The 15351-nt window shown below is 73.4% G+C and carries 11 protein-coding genes; all 11 read right to left on the minus strand.

Features of this window, described 5'->3' with window-relative positions; genetic code table 11:
• Nucleotides 1-15 precede the first annotated feature (15 nt).
• Entirely contained in the window at nt 16-1320 is a 1305-nt protein-coding gene (locus tag ACN260_RS10845; protein WP_422755832.1) for a sulfate adenylyltransferase subunit 1, read from the minus strand.
• On the minus strand, nt 1320-2234 hold the full coding sequence (gene cysD, locus ACN260_RS10850; protein ID WP_204923173.1) for a sulfate adenylyltransferase subunit CysD: 915 nt from the start codon (nt 2232-2234) through the stop codon (nt 1320-1322). Before cysD ends, ACN260_RS10845 begins: the two co-directional genes overlap by 1 nt.
• Nucleotides 2231-3097, minus strand: coding sequence for a 3'(2'),5'-bisphosphate nucleotidase CysQ (locus tag ACN260_RS10855; RefSeq protein ID WP_422755833.1), 867 nt, complete (start codon nt 3095-3097; stop codon nt 2231-2233). Before ACN260_RS10855 ends, cysD begins: the two co-directional genes overlap by 4 nt.
• A 48-nt stretch (nt 3098-3145) precedes the next feature.
• Complete coding sequence (locus ACN260_RS10860; protein ID WP_422755834.1) at nt 3146-3973, minus strand: ABC transporter permease; 828 nt, start codon at nt 3971-3973, stop codon at nt 3146-3148.
• The gene (locus tag ACN260_RS10865; RefSeq protein ID WP_422755835.1) at nt 3970-5139 is read right to left on the minus strand and encodes an ABC transporter ATP-binding protein; all 1170 of its coding nucleotides are present in this window, start codon (nt 5137-5139) and stop codon (nt 3970-3972) included. The genes ACN260_RS10860 and ACN260_RS10865 overlap by 4 nt, the downstream gene beginning before the upstream one ends.
• A 53-nt stretch (nt 5140-5192) precedes the next feature.
• On the minus strand, nt 5193-6251 hold the full coding sequence (locus tag ACN260_RS10870; RefSeq protein ID WP_422755836.1) for an alpha/beta hydrolase family esterase: 1059 nt from the start codon (nt 6249-6251) through the stop codon (nt 5193-5195).
• 146 nt (nt 6252-6397) lie between these two features.
• Entirely contained in the window at nt 6398-8227 is a 1830-nt protein-coding gene (locus ACN260_RS10875; RefSeq protein ID WP_422755837.1) for a hypothetical protein, read from the minus strand.
• Between the two features lie 89 nt (nt 8228-8316).
• The gene (locus tag ACN260_RS10880; RefSeq protein WP_422755838.1) at nt 8317-9279 is read right to left on the minus strand and encodes a sulfotransferase domain-containing protein; all 963 of its coding nucleotides are present in this window, start codon (nt 9277-9279) and stop codon (nt 8317-8319) included.
• 26 nt (nt 9280-9305) lie between these two features.
• Nucleotides 9306-10130: an alpha/beta fold hydrolase gene (locus ACN260_RS10885; protein ID WP_422756682.1), complete on the minus strand. Its 825-nt coding sequence runs from the start codon at nt 10128-10130 to the stop codon at nt 9306-9308.
• A gap of 2 nt (nt 10131-10132) precedes the next feature.
• Nucleotides 10133-10441, minus strand: coding sequence for an acyl carrier protein (locus ACN260_RS10890; RefSeq protein WP_422755839.1), 309 nt, complete (start codon nt 10439-10441; stop codon nt 10133-10135).
• 59 nt (nt 10442-10500) lie between these two features.
• Complete coding sequence (locus tag ACN260_RS10895; protein WP_422755840.1) at nt 10501-15321, minus strand: beta-ketoacyl synthase N-terminal-like domain-containing protein; 4821 nt, start codon at nt 15319-15321, stop codon at nt 10501-10503.
• Nucleotides 15322-15351: the final 30 nt, after the last annotated feature.

Raw genomic sequence — 15351 nt, forward strand, 5'->3', positions numbered from 1 at the left:
ATGCGGAGCGTCGGGTCAGTCCCGCTGGATGACCATCCCGGCGCCCACGGTGCGGTTGGTGGTTTCGTCGATGATGACGAACCCACCGGTGGTGCGGTTGCGGTGGTAGTCGTCCACCAGCAACGGCACGGTGGTGCGTAGCCTGATCCGGCCGATCTCGTTGAGCGCCAACGCGGTGCTGGTCTCGTCCCGGTGCAGCGTGTTGATGTCGAGCCGGTAGTGCAGCTCGCGGACGATGGCACGTGCCGAACGGGTGGTGTGCTTGACGACGTACCGGCCGCCGACCTCCAGCGGGCGGGTCTCGTCCATCCAGCAGACCATCGCCTCGATGTCCTGGGCGACGGTGGGCGTGTTGTTCGGCCGGCAGATCATGTCGCCCCGGGAGACGTCGATCTCGTCGTCGAGGCGGACGGTGACCGACATCGGGGGGAACGCCTCGTCGACGGGGCCGTCGGCGGTGTCGATGGCGGCGATCCGGCTGGTGAACCCGGACGGCAGGACCATCACCTCGTCGCCGGGCTTGAGCACGCCGGAGGCGACCTGGCCGGCGTAGCCCCGGTAGTCGGTGACCGTGGTGGACTGGGGGCGGATGACGTACTGCACCGGGAAGCGGACGTCGACCAGGTTACGGTCCGAGGCGATGTGCACGTGCTCCAGGTGGTGCAGCAGCGACGGCCCCTCGTACCAGGGCATGTTCTCCGACCGGGCGGCGATGTTGTCACCCTGGAGCGCCGACACCGGGATCACCGCGAGGTCGGGCACGTCGAGCTTGGCCGCGAAGGCGGTGAACTCGTCGGCGATGCGTTCGAAGACCTCCTGGGAGAAGTCGACCAGGTCCATCTTGTTGACGCACAGCACCAGGTGCGGCACCCGCAGCAGCGAGCACAGGAACGCGTGCCGCCGCGACTGCTCGACCAGCCCCTTGCGGGCGTCCACCAGGACCAGGGTGAGGTCGGCGGTGGACGCGCCGGTGACCATGTTGCGGGTGTACTGGATGTGGCCGGGGGTGTCGGCGATGATGAACTTGCGCCGGGGCGTGGCGAAGTAGCGGTACGCCACGTCGATGGTGATGCCCTGCTCCCGTTCGGCCCGCAGGCCGTCGGTGAGCAACGCCAGGTTGGTGTACTCGTCGCCCCGGGCCGCGCTGACCGCCTCCACCGCGGCCAACTGGTCGGTGAACAACGACTTCGTGTCGTACAGCAACCGACCGATCAGGGTCGACTTCCCGTCGTCCACACTGCCGGCCGTGGCGAACCGCAGCAGGTCCATCGGCCGGGCCTCGGCGGGGGAACCGGCCGGTGCCAGCATCTCGGTGCTCATCAGAAGTAGCCCTCCCGCTTGCGGTCCTCCATGGCGGCCTCGCTGACCCGGTCGTCGCCCCGGGTGGCACCCCGCTCGGTGATCCGGGTCGACGCGACCTCGTCGATCACCTTCTCCACCGTGTCGGCGTCCGAGCGGACGGCGGCGGTGCACGACGCGTCCCCGACGGTGCGGTACCGCACCCGGGCGGTGAAGGGTTCCTCGCCCGCGCGGGGGGTGAAGAACTCGTTGACGGCGTAGAGCATGCCGTCGCGTTCGACCACCTCACGGTCGTGCGCGTAGTAGATCGACGGCAACGGCACCCGCTCCCGCGCGATGTAGTGCCAGATGTCCAACTCGGTCCAGTTCGACAACGGGAACACCCGGATCGACTCACCCGGATGATGCCGACCGTTGTACAACGACCACAACTCCGGCCGCTGGTTCTTCGGATCCCACTGCCCGAACTCGTCCCGGAACGAGAACACCCGCTCCTTCGCCCGCGCCTTCTCCTCGTCCCGCCGCGCCCCACCGAACAACGCGTCGAACCGGTGCTTCTCCACCGCGTCCAACAACACCGGCGTCTGGATCCGGTTGCGCATCCCGTCACCCGACTCACGCACCAGGCCCCGGGTCAGCGCCTCCGGCACGCTCGCCACGATCAGGTGCAGGTTCAGCTCGGTCACCCGCTGGTCGCGGTAGTCGAGCACCTCGGGGAAGTTGTGCCCGGTGTCGACGTGCATGACCGGGAACGGGATACCGGCCGGGGCGAACGCCTTCTGCGCCAGCCGCAACATCACGATCGAGTCCTTGCCACCGGAGAAGAGCAGCACCGGCCGCTCCATCTCGGCGACCACCTCACGCATCACGAAGATGCTCTCCGCCTCCAACTCGTCGAGCTGGGAGACCTGGTACGCAGCCGATCCGCTGCTCATCGCGGGTCCTTTCCGGGGTGGGGGACGGGGGAACCGGAGGTGGCCGCCGTACCGGCCAGTTGCCGCCGCAGCGCGGCGAGCAGCGGCACGGCCAGCTCGCCGCGACAGACCAGCAGGTCCGGCAGCCGGGGGTCCGCCTCGTTGTAGGTCAGCGCGGAACCGTCGATGCGGGAGGCGTGGAACCCGGCGGCGGTGGCCACCGCCACCGGCGCGGCGGAGTCCCACTCGTACTGGCCGCCCGCGTGGATGTAGGCGTCCACGTCACCGGTCACCACCGCCGCGATCTTCGCCCCCGCCGAACCCATCGGCACCAGTTCCGCGCCGACCTCCCCGGCCAGCGCGGCCAGGAACGCGGGGGGACGGCTGCGGCTGGCCGCCAACCGGATCACCCCGTCGGGCGACGGCGGCGCGGCCGACGGTGCGTCGGCGACGTCGGTGGTCAGCACCCGGCCCTGCGCCGGCAACGCGACCGCACCGGCGACCAGCCCGTGCGGGGTCGCCGCGTCGCGGGCCCAGAGCGCCACGTGCACCGCCCAGTCGGCGCGGCCCTGCTCGGAGAACTCCCGGGTGCCGTCCAACGGGTCGACGATCCACACCCGGTCGGCGGTCCGCCGGGACACGCCGCCGCCGGTGTCCACCAGCCGGGAACCCTCGTCCTCCTCGGAGAGCACCGCGTCGGCCGGGCGGCACCGGGCCAGCTCGGCCCGCAGGAGGTCGTGGGCGGCCCGGTCACCGGCGGCCTTCAACGCGGCGGGGTCGGCGTGACCGTGGTCGGCGCGTACCCGTAGCAGCAGCTCACCGGCCTCGGCGGCGAGCCGGCGGGCGAGCGCCACGTCGGATTCGGCGATGGTGGGGTCAACCATGGCAACTCCTCGACCTGTCGGGTACGCGGGCGGTGGCGGTGCGGATGGTCACTGGATCGCCCGCCGCGTGAAGCAGCGGACGCTGACCCAGGTCAGGACGGCGGCCACCCCGGCCAGCACGGTCAGGCACACCCACGCCGGCAGGTGCGGCACGCCGGGCAGCAGCGCCCCGCGCACCCCCTCGGAGACGTACGTCATCGGGTTGAGCGCGGTGACCACCTGGTACCAGGGCACCGACGACAGCCGGGGCCACGGGTAGTGGATGCAGCCGGTCCAGATGATCGGGGTGAGGATCACCGAGAAGGTCACGTTGATCCGCTGCACCGGCAGGGTGGTGGCCAGGCTCATTCCGATCGCCCCGCCGATCCACGCCCCGAGCAGCGCCACCACGAACGCCAGCGGCAGCCCCGCCGGCCGCCACGGCGCGGAACCGACCATCAGCGCGCCGAGCGGGTAGATCAGCACCGCCGCGAGCAGCCCCCGGATGGTGGCGATCACCAGCTTGCCGATCGCCACGTACCCGGTCGGCAGGGGCGCCATCAACCGGTCCTCGATCTCCATGGTGAAGCCGAACTCCTTCACCAGCGGCAGGGCCACGCTCTGCAACGCGGTGGTGAGGGCGGCCAGGGCGATGATGCCGGGCAGGAACACGTCGGCGAAACCCCGCCCGACGAGGCCCTGGCTGCCCAGCACGGTGTCGAAGACGAACAGCATGAACAGTGGCGTCAGCCCGACCTGGACCAGGATGACCCAGAGTTCCCGGCCGGTGACCATCAGGTCGCGGCGCAGCACGGCGGCGAACACCCGCCCGGTCCCGGGGCGGGAGGGCGGCGTGGCCGTCGGGCGCAGCGGGGTCGGGGTGTCGAGAGCGGTCACCTCGGTTGCCTTCCGGTGAGTTCGATGAAGACGTCCTCCAGGCTGGGTTCACCGACGTCGACGGCGTTGACCGCCGCCGAGCGGGCGGCGAGCACGGTCACCGCCGGGCCGAGCAGCGTCGCCGGATCGCCGGCCAGGTGCAGGCGGATGCGCAGCCGGCCGCGACCGCCGTTGCCGGCCGCCCCGCCGCCGCGCCCGAGCAGGCCCGCCCCGGCGAGGGCGGCCAGCCGGCCGGCGCCGGGCCGCCCACCTGCGGCGGCGAGCGCGGCCAGCATCCCGGCCCCGCCGGCCCCGGCCCCGGCCAGCCCGGCCCCGCCGCCGCCCGGCCGCCCACCGGCCGGCACGGTCGGCGTCGCCACCCGTTCCGCCTTGCGTACGCCGGGCAGCTCACCCAGGGCGGCGCAGAGCGCGTCCGGGTCGTCCCCGCCGGCCGGGGTGACCGTGAGGTCGAGCAGCGCGTCCCCGGCCAGGCCCCGGACCAGGGCGGTCGGGGTGTCCAGGGTGAGCAGCCGACCGTGGTCGACGATGCCGACCCGGTCGACGACCCGGGCCGCCTCGTTCATCGCGTGGGTGGTCAGCACGATCGCCACCCCGCGCTCGCGGAGTTGCCGAAGCTGACCCCAGATCAGCAGCCGGGTCTGCGGGTCGAGGGCGTTGGTCGGCTCGTCGAGGAAGAGCACCGCCGGCTCGTGGGTCAGCGCCCGGGCGATCATCAACCGCTGCGCCATGCCCCCCGAGTACGCCTCGATCCGCCGGTCGGCCCGCTCGGTGAGGCCGAAGCGCTCCAGCAGCTCCGCCGCGCGGGCCTGCGCCTCCCGTCGCCGTACCCCGTGGTAGGTGGCGTGGTAGACGAGGTTCTGCCGGGGGGTCAGCGCCCGGTCCAGGTTGTTGTGCTGGGGCACCACGCCCAGGTGGGCGCGGGCGGCGGCCGGGTCCCGGCCCACGTCGACCCCGCAGACCACGGCCCGGCCGCCGGTGGCCCGCAGACGGGTGGTCAGGATGCCGACGGTGGTGGACTTGCCGGCCCCGTTCGGCCCGAACAGCCCGAAGATCTCGCCCGGCGCGACGGTGAACGACAGCCCGTCGACCGCGTTGGTGTCGGTGCGGGGGTAGCGCTTGACGAGGTCGTCGACCTCGACCACGGCCGGCCCGTCTCTGCTGGGCATCTCAACTCCTGTCCTGAGGGGTGCGGGTGCCGACGGGGCCGGCAGCGGTGCCGTCAGCCGCCGGAGGGCTGGGGGTGCGCGGCGAAGAACCGCCAGATGGTGTCGGTGGCGTTCAGCGCGGTGGAGGGGGGATCGAGGTTGAGCAGCTTCTCCGCCCGGGGCGGGTTGGGTCGGCCGCCGGGCCACTGGTGTCCCGCGTCGGCGATGGTGATCAGTTCGACGGCGCGGCCCTGGGCGCAGCTCGCGGTGGACCGGGTGACCGGCCCGTCGGTGGTCACCTTCGGCGCGCCGCAGGAGTCGATGCTGCGCCAGCGGGCGGCCAGTTCGGGGGTGGGCGGGCCGTCGATCTTCACCGGGTTGCGTCCGGTGCCGCCGTTGTCCCGTCGGCCGGGCCCGCCGCCGTACGGCATGGTCTGGTCCTGCTGGCCGTGGATGTGCAGCACCGACACCGGCTTCGGGTCGGCGCACCGCCCGGTCAGGGTGCTCGCCACCGCCCCGATCGCGGCGAAGGTGGTGGTGTCGCAGACCAGCTTGTACGCCAGCAGCCCGCCGTTGGAGATGCCGGTGACGTACCGGCGGGCCGGGTCGACCGGCAGCTCCCGGCCGACCGTGGCGACCAGTTCGGTGATGAACGCGACGTCGTCGACGCCGTCGCGGGCGGGGGCACCGCAGCACTGTGGACCGATGGCCCAGGCCCGGTTCAGCCCGTCCGGAAACAGCACCAGGAACCCGTCCCGGTCGGCCTGGCCGGTCCAGCCGTACGCCTGCTCGGCCTGCTCGCCGGTGCCGGCCGCGCCGTGCAGCATCACCACCAGCGGGACCGGCCCGCTCAGGTCGGCCGAGGCCGGCCGGTAGAGCCGGTAGCTGCGCTCCCGCCCGTCCACGGTGAGGGTGCGCGTGGAGCTGCCGACGGGCACGTCCGACGCCGACCGCGCCGCACCGGAGGGCGCGCTGGCCGCCGGGCCGGTGGGGGAGTCGGCCTGGTCGCGGCGGGGACTGCATCCGGCCGGGGCGGTCAGGGCGAGCAGCAGCGCGAGCGTTCCCGCGAGCCGGGCCGTCGACCGGCCGGTGCGGTGCCGCCCGACTTCAGGGCGAAAAACGGTAAAAGGCATCATATCAATACTTTCGCCCGGGAATGTTCGAGCAACGTCAGGGACGCACCAGGATCCGGCAAGGGACAACCGCCACGGGCGCGCCGGGGCGGGGCGGGGCCACCGGCCCGGCGACGACGCTGTCGCCGGGCCGGCGGCCCGCCAGCTCAGTAGCCCCGCAGCCGGATCAGCTCCCAACCCCCCTCGGGCACGTCGTCCGTCGGGTCGGCCCGCAGGTTCATCGGGTTCGCCATGCCCAGGTAGAGGGTCGGGCCGTCGGCGACCATGTTGCGGATGCCGTAGTTCAGGTAGTTGCCCAAACCGGTGTTGTCCACCGTCGTCGCCGCCTTCGTCGGCGACGAGAAGGCGTACAGGTCACCGCCGTAGACCGCCTCCGGTAGGGCGCTCGCGCGCATCCCGGCCGCGTCCATCGGCGCGCGGGCCAGGTCGTCGGCCAGCGCCGGTGACAGGCCCAGCTCGGCGGCGGTCTCCTTGCCCAGTTCCTTGGCCAGGTAGCTCCAGTCCATCGTGCCGACGTACAGCTTCCCGCCGGCCACCACCATCTTCCAGGTGTAGTTGTTGTACGGGTTGCCGAACCCGGGCGGGCCGAACTTCGGCGTCTGGTGCGTCGACTGCAACGCCCACGCCCCGGCCCCGTTGTTGGCCGCCGGGTCGAATGCGGGCAGCTCCGTCGCGCCGTACAACAGGTCGACCTTCTCGAAGTGGGTGCCGAAGTTGCGGCCCCGGTAGATGCTGATCGACCGCTGGGTGTTCTGGATGGTCGCCTGGGCCGCCGCCTCGTCCGCCGGCGGATACGTCGCCATGTGCACCGTGGTCGCCTTCATCGGCACGTGCATCGTGCCCCAGTAGAGGAAACCGCCGTAGGAGGCCAGGCCGCCCAGGGCGTAGGCGCGGGCCACCACCGGGTCCGGCTCGTACTCCGACACGTTCCACACCTGCTGCCAGCCGTCGGCGTCCTCCGGGTTCAACCCCGGGGCGCCCGACGCGAGCGGCGGGCTCATCCAGACCGCCGCGATGCTCGGCGGCGGAGCAGCCGAACCGGCCGTCGGGCCGGCCAGCTCGGCGTCCGAGCCCGGCCAGGTGGTCACGAACAGCCGCCCCTGGTGGACGGTGAGGTCGGCGGCCTGCGCCGGCAGGTTCGCCACCACCGTGAACGCGAACGGATCGGACTTGCTGCCCGCCCAGCGCAGCACGTTGCCGCGCTCGCCACCGTTCGCGCCGACACCCACCCCGGCGTACAGGGCGTCACCGGCCACCGTGAAGTGCCGGATGTTGCCGTACATCGGGAAGTTGCGGGAGCCGAGGTACGCGCCGGTGTCGGTGTCGAAGGCGAACAGGTTGACGCTGGTGCCCAGCGCCGGGCCGCCCAGCAGGGCCACCCCGTTGAAGTTGCCGGCCGCCCGGATGCCCGCGGTGGTCTGCAACCGGTTCGCGTCCTCGGTGGAGGCCGCCTTCACCAGGTCGGTCTTCTCGGTCAGCTTGTTGGCGCGGGTGTCGTAGGTGTAGAGGCGCGGCTGCCGGTGGTCGCCGAGGATCGGCGGCAGCTGCGGGTTGCGCTTGGCGACCTGGCTCTCGCCGTACTCGCAGACCCAGTCGTCGTTGACCGTCGGCGTGGTGTTGCGCAGGGCCCGTCCGCTGGTCAGGCAGTTGACGTTTGCTCCGGTGCCGAACCACAGCATCTTGCCGACCCGGGTCATCCCCCACAGGTACGCCTGGTTGACCTTGGTCTTGCCCTCGGCGCACGGCGGCCCGGCCGGGTACGGCAGCCCGATCCCGGCGAAGCACTCGTCCGGCTGGGCCTTGGCGAGCAGTTGCGGGCTGCTCTGCTGCGCGCCGGCCGCGCTGGCCGCGCTGCCGGGGTCGGCGGCGTCGAGTGGCGCACCGAGCGCCGCCGAGGGAACCGCCAACACCGACCCGAGCCCGAGTACGGCGACGGCGGTCGACAACCGCCGTGCGGAGAACCGGAGTGGATTCACCAAAAGTCTCTCTTTCGAAGGAAGGCGGACACCCGTCCCCGGGCCCGGCGGAGGCGGACCCGGGGCGGGCAGGGACACACAGGGACCGCTCAGACGGCGGCCGGCAACTTCCGGGGAGCCGGGGCGACGACCCGCGGCGCCATCCGCTCGGCCCACCCGGACGGGTCGGGGAAGTCCAGGAACCGGCCGAGCCCGGTCAGCTCGGCCACCGGGTCGGCGACCAGGTCCTCGTAGGACATCCGCAGCAGGTGCTCCGGAGGCACGTCGCGCAGCGCCTGGTCGGCCTGGCTGCTCATGAACGCGCACAACCCGAGGTAACGACGCAGGTCCTGACCCCGCTCGCGCAGCGCGTCGGCGGTCAACCGGTCCGGCAGGTACGGCTGGAGGTCCTCCGGCACCGTCTGGTCCGCGCCCACCCGGAACGGGTCCAGCCCGCACCGGCCGAGGAACTCCACCCGCAACTGGATCAGCTGGAACGACGAGTGCCGGCTCATCGACCGGGCGGTGTCCTCCCAGTTGCGGGTCAGGTAGACGACCTTGCAGTCCGGGAAGCCCCGCAGCAGGTACGGCGCCACGTGGCTGGAGCCGCCGGAGCGTTCCACCCACCGGGTCTTGCCGGTCAGCACGGCGAGCAGGTCGAGGAAGTCGTGGTGGTGCTGGGCCACCGTCTGGGTGCGGAACTGTGGCACCCGCTCGGCGAGCTGGTCGAACAGCGCGTCCGGGTCGGCGGTCAGCTTCGACAGGGTGATCGCCAGGATGCGCGGCAGCTCGGTCAGCCGGTCGGCCCAGCGGCCCGTGGCCGGGTAGCGGACCTCCTTCGGCGGCAGCCCGATCCGGAACAGGGTGGACAGCTCCGCCTTAGGGCTGGCCAGCACCGCCCAGTACTCGTCGCCGGTGAGCACCTCGGCGCTGCGGGCCCACGGCGCGACCGACATGAAGAACTCCTGGGCCGACAGGGTGTCCGGCTCCTCGTGGATCAGGTCGGACAACAACGTGGAGCCGCACCGACCGTTGCTGATGATGATCGACCGGCCGGTGATCGGGGTGTCCATCGGAAGACCTCCTGGGTGTCGCGTCGTCATGCGGTGGTGGATTGGGTCACGTCGAGCGAGCAGTCCTCGGCGAGCCAGGCGAAGACCAACCGGCGGACCTCCTCCGGCCTGTCGATCAGCACCGTGTGCCGCTGGTCGGGTAGGACCTCGACCCGGGTCTGCGGCAGCAGTTCGCGGACCGCCGGGGCCAGCTCCACCACCGCCGAGTCCCCGCCGTACAGGCAGAGCACCGGGCAGCCGATCGCGGCCAACGCCCCGGCGGGCGGCAGCGGACTCGCCGGCAGCTCCTGCTCCAGCGTGGTGTCGGAGAGCATCCGCTGCGTCTCGGCGGCCCGTTGCGCGGCGACCCGGCCCCGCCGCACCCCGATCTCGGTGACCGCCCCGTCGCGGGGCAGCCTCGCGGCGACGCGGGCGAGCCGCTCGCGGACCCGCCGCATCCACTCCGGGACCGGCGGCGCCGACTCGACGGTCACGATGCCGGCCACCCGCTCCGGATGCCGGGCGGCGTAGCCGAAGGCGATGGTGCCGCCGAACGAGTTGCCCAGCAACAGCAGCGGGCCGGTGACGTCCAGGGCGGCCAGCAGCCCCGCCAGGTCGTCGACGAAGTCGTCCAGGGCGTACCCGGTGGCGGGACGGTCGCTGCGCCCGTGGCCGCGCAGGTCGTACAGGACGGTCGGGAAACCGGCCCGGGACAGCGGCTCGGCCAGGGTGAAGTACCAGCTCGCCATGGTGTCCGACGCCATCCCGTGGATCAGCACGGCGGTCGGCGTCGGCCCGGTCCGGCCGTCCACGGCCGGACCGGGGGGATCGAGCCGCTGCGTGTGCAGCGTGATCCCGTTCGCCCGGACCATGGTCACCGGCTGCCCGCCCCGACCTCGTCGGCCTGCGCCAACGAATCGGCGATGTGCGTCACGAGCTGCCCGACCTTCAACTCCCGGACGGTCTCCAGGTCGAGCTTGGCGACGAAGTGGGCGAAGTTCACCGTGTCGCCGTAGCGGGACTGGAGCCGGCCGGCGAGCGCGACCACGTCGATGCTCTCCATGCCCAGGTCCTCGGAGAACGTGGTGTCCATGGTGACCACCTGGTCGTCCGCGAAGTCGCCCAGCACGGCGTCGATCATCTCGGTGAGGTCGGCGAGGATGGTGTCCTGGGCCGAGGGCATGGGCGTTGCTCCTTCTGCTGATCGGATGGGTTGGGCGGTGCTGCGTACCGGGTGCCGGCTCACGGCCGGGACACCCCGGGCGGGGTGGCGGGTGCCGGCTCCGGCCCCCAGGTCCAGGCGACGACGTACCGGCGCGGCGGCAGGTCCTCGGGGTTGGCGACGTCGCGGTGGCCGACCCGGTAGGCCCGACCACCGATCTCGACGGTCAGCCCCGAGTCGGTGGCCGAGTAGACCCGGAACCGGCGCGGCGAGCCGTCCAGCCCGGTGCCCTCGGCCTTGGCGACCGCCTCCTTGGCGGCCCAGAACCTGGTGAACCACAGCCGGCGGGCCTCGACGTTCCCGCCGGCCAGGGAGGCCAGCAGGGTCAACTCGGCCGGGGTGAGGGCGAAGGTGAGGGTGCTCTCCGGGTGGTCGGTGACCTCCGCGACGTCGATGCCGACGCCGGGTCCCCCGGGCACCGCGTCGGGTGCCCGGCGGCGGGCGATCGCCACCCCGATCTCCGCGCAGTGGGCCAGGGAGACGTCGCAGTCGCCGAGCCCCCGACCGGGCCGGCCACGCACCCACGGCCGGCCGTCCGGGTCGTTGCCGACGGTCAGCTCGATCGGGTAGATGTCGGTGTGGCCGTCCTCCCACAGCCGGGCCCGGACCGCGTCCTTGGCGGCGATCCGGCCCAGCATCCACTGCTTGCGGGTCTTGGCCGGCTGCCGCTCGTAGTCGGCGTAGGCGGCCCCGCCGAGGATGCCCCGGGCGGCCATGCCCCGGGTGACCAGGTCGGTCCAGCAGTCGAACGCCATCGTCCAGCCCTCGGGCTGCAACAGCGACATCGGGTGCCGCTCGGGGAACCGCTCCGCCACCCGGGCCTGCGGGTGGCTGTCGAACCGGCGGTCCGTCGCGCCCTCGATCTCCGACCACACCCGCCCCTGGTAGCTGAGCTGGGTGTCGGCGACGAGTTTCCCGTCGTCGATGGCGCGGACCCGGGCGACGCACTCGAACGCCCGGCCGGCCGGCGGCGGCGGCCCGTAGAACCGCACCTGGCCGAGCCCCACCGGTAGCGCGACCGTGCGGAACGGCTGGGTGGTGATCAGCCAGTTGCCGATGAGCTGCAGGGCGTTGTCCAGCAGCGCCCCCGGTGGCACCGGCGCGGTGACGATGCCCCGCACGTGCATGTCGCCCAGCGCGTGCACCTCGGTCACGCCCTGGAACTGCGGCCCGTGGAACATCAGCCGCTCCGCGTACATCTCGGCGGCGCCGAGGGTCGGCGGGCGTTCGGTGGCCGGGTCGTGGGTCCACACCGGCGGCGGCGGCGGGTACGCCGTGCCGACCTCGATCGTCGCCCGGGCGTACCCGGCGAAGGCGACCGCGTACCGGTTCTCCCCGGCGGTGCGGACCACGATCTCCACGTCGGTGGCCGGTTCGGCGATCAGCCACCTGTTGAACTTCGCGTCGTGCACCGCCACCACCGGGACGCCGGGCACGAGCTGCTCCACCGCCTCCATCATGTGCGCGACCAGGGCGGTCGCCGGCACCACCGGCCACCGGTCCTCCGGGTCCGGCCAGTCGTCGGGTTGCACGAAGAAACAGTGGTCCAGCAGGTACGGCATGGTCTCCAGGGAGATCCGCCTGGTGATCCGGCCGACCTCCGTACCGGCCGCGCCGCTCGGGCGGGCCGCCGCGGGTGGTGTCGCCGCCGGGGTGACGGTCGGCTTCGTCAGCGGCGCGGTCGGGGCTGCCGCCCGCGCGGGAGCAGCCGGCGTGACGGACGCGGCGGGCCGGGTCGGGGTCGCGGTGCCGGTGGTGGCCGTGCCCCGGGTGTTCTCCTTCAGCAGGGCGGCGAGTTCGGCCGCCGCGCTGGAGCCGCCGGCGAGCCGGTGCAGCGCGTCCAGCGCGGCCGCCGGGTCTCCGGCCGGCTTCGCCACCCCGGGCTGCCCGGCCACCCGCGCGGCCGGCACCGGTGGCGTCGCGACCGGTGGCGTCGCGACCGGTGTACGGGCCGCCGTCGGCGCGGGGGCCGACGCGGCGGTGGGCTTCGGCACGGTGGCCGGTGCGGCGGCGGGGGCCGGCGTGGCCGCCGACCCGTCGGCCACGGTGACCCCGAGCAGGCCGGCGGCGTCCGCGCCGAGGCGGACCAGCGGCCCACCGAGGTCGAGCTTCAACCGGGGCCCGCGTCGCGCGGCCTTCGCCGGGCCGTCCGCACCGGCCGTGGCCAGGGTACGACCGGACGTGGCCGCCGGCGCTGCGGCGCCCCGCGGGGACAGCGCGCCCAGGTCCGGCGACGCCCCCTCCACCCACAGGGCGGTGGCGACCCGGCGCAACTGGTTCAGCCCGCTGCGGTGCGCGGTGTTCACCGGCATCGCCAGGTGCTCGCGCCCGCGCAGGTTGTCCCCGACCAGCGAGGCGAGCTGCCCCGCACCGACCTGGAGGAACACCCGGAACCCGGCGGCGTACATGGCCTCGACGGTCTGCCGGAACCAGACCGGCTCCATCATGTGCCGGACGAAGATCCGGTTGACCTCGTCCTCGTCGGCGGGGAACGGCGCGTGCAGGGTCGCCGACCACACCGGCATCCGGGTCGGGTGCACCTCCCAGCGGCCCAGCGCGGCGCCGATCGAGGTGAGCCCGTCGGCGAAGGCGGGGGTGTGGAACGCCGAGCGGAACGGCAGCTTCTGGCACAGGATGTTGCGGGTACGCAGCGCCTCGACGAGGCGGTCGACCTGCGGCTCCGGGCCGTTGACCACCGACTGGGCGGGGGCGTTGTCGTGCGACAGGACCACCCCCGGGTAGTCGCCGAGCAGCGGGGCGACCCGGTCCGCGCCGGCCCCGACGGCCGCGAAGACGTACCCGGAGACCTCCACCGAGTCGGCGTTGAACAGGTCGAGGAACTCGTCCATCGCGGCGGTGCTGATCTGGCCGCTGACCGCGGCGGCGGTCCACTCGCCGATGCTGTGCCCGGCGACCGCGTCGGGTCGTACGTTCATCCGGGCCAGCGCCGTGTCGAGCAGCTTGCCCACCTCGATCAGGCCGGCGCCGTGCCGGCCCAGGTCGGCGGCGGACCACTCGCGGTCCGGCAGGCCGAAGTGGGCGGCCAGGTCGGCGGTCCGGGGGGCGAACTCCGCCTCCAGACCGGGGAAGACGAAGGCGAGCTTGCCCGCCCCCGGGCCGAGCAGCGGCTGCGGGCTGAACCAGATGTCCCGCCCGCCACGCCACGCCTGCCCCCGGGCCACCGTCTTACGGGCCACCGCGAGCAGCTTGTCCGTCGGGTTGACGATCCCCAGCCGGGTCTGCGGCGGGGCCTCCCCGCCGGAGCGGGCGGCCAGCTCGACGCCGATGCGGCGTACCTCCTGGTCGTCGCGGTCCAGCAGGTCGGCGAGCCCGGCCGGGTCCGACGCGGCCAGCCAGAGCACCTGGTCCGGCTCGTCGACCACGGCCCGGCCGGCGGCCGGGGCGGTCAGCCCCACCACCGGCTCACCCACCGACACCGGGGCCTGCTCGATGATCAGGTGGGCGTTGATCCCGCCGAACCCGAACGCGTTGACGCCGGCCCGGCGCGGCCCGTCGCTATCCCACGGCCGGGCGGTGTCGATCGGCGCGAACCGGGTCGCCGCCATCTCCTTGCGCGGCGTCTCGCAGTGCAGGGTGGGCGGCAGCACCCCCCGGTGCACCGCGAGCGCGGCCTTGATCAGGCCGGCCACCCCGGCGGCCGGCATGGTGTGCCCGATCATCGACTTCACCGAGCCGATCACCGGACGCGGCCCACCGGTGTACGGGCCGAACACCTCCGCCACCGTGGTCAGCTCGGCGGCGTCCCCGGTCGGGGTGCCGGTGCCGTGCGCCTCCAGCAGCCCCAACGCGTCCGGGGCGGTCGGGTCGAGCCCGGCGGCCTCCCAGGCCCGGCGGATCGCCAGCACCTGACCGGAGACCGCCGGGTTGAACATGCTCGCCGACTTGCCGTCGCTGGACACCCCGCTGCCCCGGATCACCGCGTAGACCCGGTCGCCGTCGCGTACCGCGTCGGCGTACCGCTTGAGCACCACCACGCCGGTGCCCTCGCCGATCAGCAGCCCGTCGGCGGCGGCGTCGAACGGTCGGATCTCGCCCCGCCGCGACAACGCCCGGAGCTGGTTGAACACCGACCAGAAGCTGATGTCGTGCACGTGGTGCACGCCACCGGCGAGCACCGCGTCCAACCGGCCGTTGAGCAGTTCGGTGATGCCCTGGTCCACGGCGATCAGCGAGGAGGCGCAGGCGGCGTCGATGGTGTACGCCGGGCCGCGCAGGTCGAGCCGGTTGGCCACCCGGGAGGCGGCCAGGTTGGGCACCAGGCCGATCGTGCCCTCCGGCTGGTACGGCCCGAGCCGCTCGTCGAACTTCTTGCGCAGCAGCTCCAACCGGGCCGGGTCGACGTCGGGGATCAGCTCCCGCAGGATGCTGACGACCTGGCTGGACATCCGTACCCGCTGGGCGTAGCGGGCCTGGGCGGGGCTGAGGATGCCGCCCCGGCCGAGGATGACGCCGATCCGGTCGCGGGCCGGGAGCCGGTCGCCGCCGCCCGCGTCGTCGATCGCCGCGGCGGCCACCTCCAGCGTGATCAGCTGGTCCGGTTCGATGTCGCCCACCGAGGCGGGCATCACCCCGAACCGCAGCGGCTCGAAGGTGGCGAACTCGTCGACGAACCCGCCGCGCCGGCAGTACATCCGGTCGGCCCGGTGGGACTGCTCCGGGTCGTAGAACTCCTCGTCCCAGCGGTGGGTGGGGACGTCGGTGATCGCGTCGACCCCGCCGACCAGGTTGCGCCAGTAGCTCTCCAGGTCACCGGCGGAGGGCATCAGGGCGGCCATCCCCACGATCGCGATCTGGCCGGGCGCAGCGGCGCCGTTGTTCATCGGTTCCTCCGACGGCTGGGGTGGGTGGGG

The organism is Micromonospora sp. WMMD708, from assembly GCF_049315245.1.
In the GTDB taxonomy this organism is placed as follows: domain Bacteria; phylum Actinomycetota; class Actinomycetes; order Mycobacteriales; family Micromonosporaceae; genus Micromonospora; species Micromonospora wenchangensis.